Annotated in this window: 3 protein-coding genes; 1 reads left to right on the top strand and 2 read right to left on the bottom strand. The window is 72.4% G+C overall.

Annotation, left to right across the window (positions count from 1 at the left end):
* Together Q0112_RS13260 and Q0112_RS13255 are read right to left on the bottom strand one after the other, a co-directional pair.
* Window positions 1–1,211: glucoamylase family protein (locus Q0112_RS13260; protein ID WP_297976032.1), on the bottom strand; the 1,211-nt coding region annotated here is incomplete at its 3' end.
* A gap of 69 nt (window positions 1,212–1,280) precedes the next feature.
* Window positions 1,281–3,245 (bottom strand): ATP-binding cassette domain-containing protein, encoded by a 1,965-nt coding sequence (locus Q0112_RS13255; RefSeq protein ID WP_297976030.1) that lies wholly within the window; start codon window positions 3,243–3,245, stop codon window positions 1,281–1,283.
* 218 nt (window positions 3,246–3,463) lie between these two features.
* Here Q0112_RS13255 and Q0112_RS13250 point away from each other — a divergent pair, with 218 nt between their 5' ends.
* Entirely contained in the window at window positions 3,464–5,713 is a 2,250-nt protein-coding gene (locus Q0112_RS13250) for a glycoside hydrolase family 3 C-terminal domain-containing protein (protein WP_297976029.1), read from the top strand.
* The last annotated feature ends 87 nt before the right edge of the window (window positions 5,714–5,800 follow it).

Genomic DNA, 5,800 nt, shown 5'->3' with positions numbered 1-5,800 from the left:
AGGACTTCCGGGCAGCTCATGAAGAGGCGCCAGAGGAGGCCGCTGCGGGCGTTCTCGATCATCACCACGATCGGGCCCTGGTCGATGGCGAGGTGGGATTGCGCGTACCAGCCGGCGGTCTCGCTGAAGGCGTCGACGAAGCCGTAGTCGGTCCAGAGGCGGTCGCCGAGGCGGTGGTAGAAGGTGCGGAGCGCCTGCATCGACGGCTCGGGGGTGTAGGGGAAGGCGGAGAGGGCGGCGCTCGGGGTGATGACGCCGAGGTCGTTGGTGGGCGAGTGGGCGTCGTAGCCGGCGACGCTGTCGCTGGCGGTGAGGCCCCAGCAGTCGGGGCCGTAGCCGCGGTAGCCGTGCGGGTTGCGCACGCACCAGGCGCGGTTGACCAGGGTGTGGGCGAGGTTCTGCTGCCAGTAGTCGGCGTAGCGGTCGGCGAGGCCGCGCGGGTCGAGGCCGAGGAAGGAATACTGCGAGAGAAAGAGCGGGCCGCCGGCGTCCGGGCCGAGCGGGAGGGTGACGTCGCCGTAGCTGCGGCCGTTCGTGAAGTCGCGGCCGTCGGCCCAGCCGCGGTGGTAGACCTCGGGCGAGATCGGGTAGCGGGGGGCGCCGGCGGCGAGGACGTAGGTGACGAGGCACTCGTTCCAGCCGCGGATCTCGTGGTTCATGCTCCAGCCGTTGTTCGGGCTCCAGTGCCAGTAGAGGACGTTGCGGCCGTCCCGGGTGTGCCAGCTCCATTCGGCCTCCTCCCAGAGCCAGGTGATGGCGGCGCGCAGGCGCGTCTCGGTCTCGTCGTCGGCGTCGAAGAACTGGCGGGCGCAGAGCAGGCCGGCGAGGAGGAAGGAGGTCTCGACGAGGTCGCTGCCGTCGTCCTTGCGGCTGAAGGGGATGGTGCGGCCGGTGTCGCCGTTCAGGAAGTGCGGCCAGATGCCGTGGTAGCTGTCGCACTTCAAGAGGAAGCGGACCATGCTCCAGATGCGCCCGGCGGCCTCGGCGCGGTCGATCCAGCCGCGCGAGACGCCGGCGACGATCGCCATGACGCCGAAGCCGCTGCCGCCGGTCGTGACCGCCTCGTGGCCGTATTTCGCGGTGACGTTGCTGCGCTCGCGGGCGAGGCCGCAGGCCGGATGGGCGAAGTCCCAGAAGTAGCGGAGCGTCTGCCGCTGGACGAGGTCGAGGAGCGTCTCGTCGTCCAGGTCCGCGCCCGTCTCGTGCCGCATCGGATCACGCCTCCTGCCGTCTTCCCGTGATGGATAGCGGCTTCGCCGGGCGGGCGGGAGTCCCGCGGGCTACTGCGCGCGCGCCAGGGTCTGCAGCGGAGCGTCGACGTGGACGACGTAGGCGGGCTCGGCGGAGACCTGGGCGGGCTCGGCGGCATCGCTGACCACGGTGAGGTGCGGCCTGACCTCGAGGGTGCGGTTGTAGAAGGGCCGGCCGAAGGCGTCGGCGGGGATGGTGGCTGCGTGCAGCACCGAGAGGACGACCGCCGCCGGCAGCCGCTCGGCGAGCGCGAGGTGGAAGTCGGCGGCGGCCTTGACGTCGAGGGCGGAGGTCGCCTCGTCGAGCAGGAGCACGTCGGGCTCCTGCAAGAGGATGCGGGCGAGGACGAGGCGCTGCTTCTGGCCGCCGGAGAGGACGTCGCGCCAGGGGCGGCCCTGGTGCAGCTCGGCGTCGAGCTCGCGGATGAGGCCGCCGAGGCCGGCGCGGGAGAGCGCCTCGGCGACGGCGAGGGCATCGAAGTCCCCGCCGCGGCGCGGGTAGGTGACGAGCTGGTGCAGCGTGAGGTGGTCGGGGAGGTCGGGCTCCTGCGCGGCGAGGAAGACGCGGGCACCGGCGGCGATGCCGACCCCGCCCTCGCCGTAGGGCCAGAGGCCGGCGACGGCCTTGAGGAAGGAGCTCTTGCCGCAGCCGCTCGGGCCGCTGACGTGCAAGCGGTCGCCCTCCTCGAGGACGAGGCGCGGCACGCTGATGAAGGGCAGCGCTTCGTGGCCGCGGTGGCAGAGCTCGAGGCCCTCGATCGCGACCATCGGGCCGGCAACGATTTCGCTGCGGCGGAAGCTGCTGCGGCCGGTCTCGGCGTAGAAGCGATCGCGGTCGCGCACCCGCTCGACGGCGGCGGCGAGGCCGGTCAGCCGGGCGGCGTTGGCGCGCAGGACGGCGATCTCGGTCATCACGTTGGTGAACCAGGAGGCGCCGACGATGAGCTCGGAGGTGAGCTCGGAGTTCGCCACGAAGGCGCGGAAGGTCATGTTGCCGGCCATGAAGGCGGGGAGCGCCGGCAGGTAGGCGAGCAGGCGCTGGGAGAGGAAGTTCGAGATTTCGGTGAACATGAGCATCAGCGCCACCCAGACGTTCTGCCGCCGCCAGGCGCGGTCGATGCCGGCGTAGAGGCGCTGGTTGGTGGCGCGCTGGGCGAACTGGCCGCGCGAGGCGGCGACGAGGGCGACGCGGTTGAGCATGGAGGCGATCTCGCCGCGCCAGGCGCCGTCGGACTTCTGCCGGTCGAGGGTGCGACGCTGGACGACGCGGCCGACCCGCCAGGCGAAGAGGGTGGAGAGCGGCACGTAGAGGGCGACGAGGATGCCGGCGAGCAGCGCCGTGCCGTAGTCGCCCGGCACGAGGTCGACGCGGCCGGCGAGGCCGGGTCCGAGCAGGGTCTCGAGGGTGCGGTTCGCCGCGGCGCCGGCGTTGTCGAGCCACGCGACGGCCTGGCTGCGGCTGAGAAGGGCGATCGAGACGAACCAGACCGAGAGGACGGCGCCGAAGAAGCCCATGACGAGGCCGATGAGGCCGCCGTAGAGGTGGTCGGTGCAGATGTCGAGGCGCTGGTCGATCGAGTCGGGCAGGCGGGCGTTCCGGCCGTCGCTGCCGCGGTCGCTCATCAGGTCGAGGGCGATGCGCTGGTCGGAGAGGATCTCGGCGTCGAAGCGGGCGATCAGCCAGCGGCGGGCCTTGCGGTGCAGCGTGGTCGAGACGAGGTGGCGGAAGGCGAGGCCGGCGGAGCGGGCGAAGGAGATGCCGAAGTAGGCGAGCGCGGCGAGCAGGATGACGCGGGCGGGCTCGCCGGTGTCGGCGCGGTGGAACTCGGCGAGGGAGGCGATGAAGTCGGCGCTGGCGGTCGCGGTCCAGACCGCGGCCTTGCTGATGAGGGCGGTGATTGCCAGCACGACCACGGTGAGCGTCCAGGCCTCGCGCCAGCGGTCGGAGACCCAGTAGGCCGAGACCAGCCCCCAGAAGGTCGTGCACCGCTTCACGGTGCGCGCTCTCGCGAAGGCGCACCGCTCGGACCGCCCGTCGGGCGCCTGGCCGAGCCTGTCATCGCCGCTCCGTTCTTGCTCCCGGGCCTCACCGGGGACTGCCATTGTATGTTATCGGGCGGAATTCAGCCGTATGTGATCTTAATCATTGGTAAACGGAAAGCCAGTGTCGGTTAGGCTGGCGGGGAGTAAAAACAGCAGATCGGGCAGCTACCATGGCAAAAAAGTCGTATTCCGTCCGGCCGGCGCACATCGGCGCGCGCGCCTGGGGGCTGGCCGCGGGCATGAGCCTGCGGCAGCTCGCCGGGCAGCTCACCTCGATCGATCCGGGGCGGTATCTGCAGCTCGCCGGCGAGGACATCGCGCTGGCGGTGGCGCGGGGGGAGATCGGCGGGACCGGGCTGGTGGGCGGGCGGCTGCGCGAGCTGCAGGAGATCGCGGTGGCGAACGGGCATCCGCCGCTGCTGGTCAAGGACGACGGGCGGCGGGGGTTCCACCGGGTGGCGCCCTTCCCGCTCTACTGCTTCGACATGGGCGTGGTGCGGCGGGCGCACGCGGAGGCGGCGGCCGATGCCGGGGTGGCGGGGGTGACGCTGGTGCGGGTGACCTGCGACTATTCGTTCGCGCAGAACCAGGGGCGGACGCAGGAGGGCGGGCTGATCGCCTGCCCGCGGTTCATGAGCGAGGTGACGCGGGCGAGCGCCGAGGGGCTGCTCGGCACGGGGCGGATCGCGGTGGTGCTGAAGCACATGGGGCCCTACCAGTATACGGCGGGGCCGGACTATACCGCGCTGCCGATCGAGCGGGTCGAGTTCCTCGAGACGGTGCTGCCGCGCTACGACGGCGGCTGGGAGGCCGGGGCGCAGGGGGCGATGATGAGCTTCGTGGCGCTGAACGGGGTGCCGGCGCATGCCGATCCGTTCCTGCGCGACATCGTGAAGGCGAAGGCCGGGCCGGGGGCGATCATCGAGTCGGACTACGACGGGATCTACGAGCTCTACGGCGGCTTCGGCTATGCGGCGAGCCCGAAGGAGGCGGCGCTCAGGGCCTTCGTCGAGGGGGGCGTGCACATCGACCTCTGCTCGCTGCTCTTCCTGCGCTTCCTGCCGGAGCTGGTGGCGGAGGGGCGCATCGAGGAGGCGGCGCTCAGGGTGCGGGCGGCGGAGATGCTGGAGATCAAGGACCGGGTCGGGGTGCTGGACCATCCCTTCGCCGGCACCGGGCCGGGGCGGGCGCTGGTCGAGGGGCCGGCGGAGGGGTATCGGGCGCTGGCGCGGGCCTCGGTGGTGCTGCTGCGGCCGAAGGCGCCGGATCCGGCGGTGCTGCCGATCCCGGCGGAGGCGCGGGTCTGCGTGCTGGGGCCGCTGGCGGACCAGGACCCGGAGGACTGGATCGGGGCCTATTCGAGCCACGCCAACCAGCATCTCGAGCTGGTGAGGACGCCGCTCGCAGGGATCCGCGGGCGGTGGCCGGGGGCGGGGTATGCGCGGGGGTGCGACTACGAGGCGGGCGCGGAGGAGGAGCTGGCCGCGGCGGAGGCGGCCGCGGCGGGGGCGACGCATGTCGTCCTCTTCCTCGGGGAGCGGCACAAGTGGAGCGGGGAGTCGGCGGCGCTGGCCGATCCGCGGCTGCCCGAGGTCCAGCGGCGGCTGGTCGAGCGGGTGCGGCGGGCGAGCCCGGCGGCGAAGCTTGTCGTCTTCGTGACGGCGGGGCGGGCGCTGCACATTCCGGCGGAGGTCGAGGAGAATGCGGACGCGATCTTCTGGACGGCGCACCTCGGGACGTTCGCGGGGGAGGCGATCGCCGATGTGCTCGCCGGGGCCTCGGATCCGACGGCGCGGCTGTCGCACGGGCTGCCGATCGCGGACGGAATCACCTCGGGGCTCGACACGCGGCAGGCGCGGGGCGACCGGCCGCCGGTGCCGGTGGTGGCGGGCTCGGCGGAGCGGCGGCAGCGGCATCACTGGTGCGCCTACTATCTCGGGCTCGGGGCGCGCTGGCCGTCGGCCTACTGGTTCGGCGAGGGCTATTCCTACACCAGCTTCGCCCTCTCGGACTGGGCGCTCGACGGGCGGAGGCTCGCGGCCGAGGGAGGGCGGCCGCTGACGGCGAGCGTGCGGGTGACGAACACCGGGGCCCGGGCCGGCACGGAGACGGTGCATCTCTACTATCAGGACATGGTCTGCGAGGAGCGGGTGCCGCGGCTCATCGAGCGGCTCGGGCATCGGCAGGTGACGCTGGCGCCGGGGGAGTCGGCGACGGTCGCCTTCACCGTCACGGCGGAGATGCTGGCGAAGTACGGGCGGGACGTGGCGGCCGGGCCGCGGGTCTGGCCGGACCGGGACCCGGCGGAGAACCCGGACCGGCTGTTCCTCGTCCAGCACGAGGGGCAGGCGCTCGAGGCGATCGAGCGGTTCGGCGAGGCGTCCTGCGTTCTCGCCTTCGAGCTCGTGGCCGGGGGGTAGGCGCGCGGGCGCACGCGGGGGCACGCGTGCCCACCCGGCAAGTCGTTGATTTTACTGGGGCGAATTTGCCGTATTGACGTTGTATAT

It is taken from the genome of uncultured Amaricoccus sp. (assembly GCF_937858865.1).
Lineage (GTDB): Bacteria > Pseudomonadota > Alphaproteobacteria > Rhodobacterales > Rhodobacteraceae > Amaricoccus.
Note: the sequence above shows the minus strand (reverse complement) of the source record. Positions and strands in the feature narration are given on the sequence as shown.

What these genes read in the sequence shown, in the direction of transcription:
- Q0112_RS13250 (WP_297976029.1), top strand. Translation starts at nt 3,464, where the DNA reads ATGGCAAAAAAGTCGTATTCCGTCCGGCCGGCGCACATCGGCGCGCGC.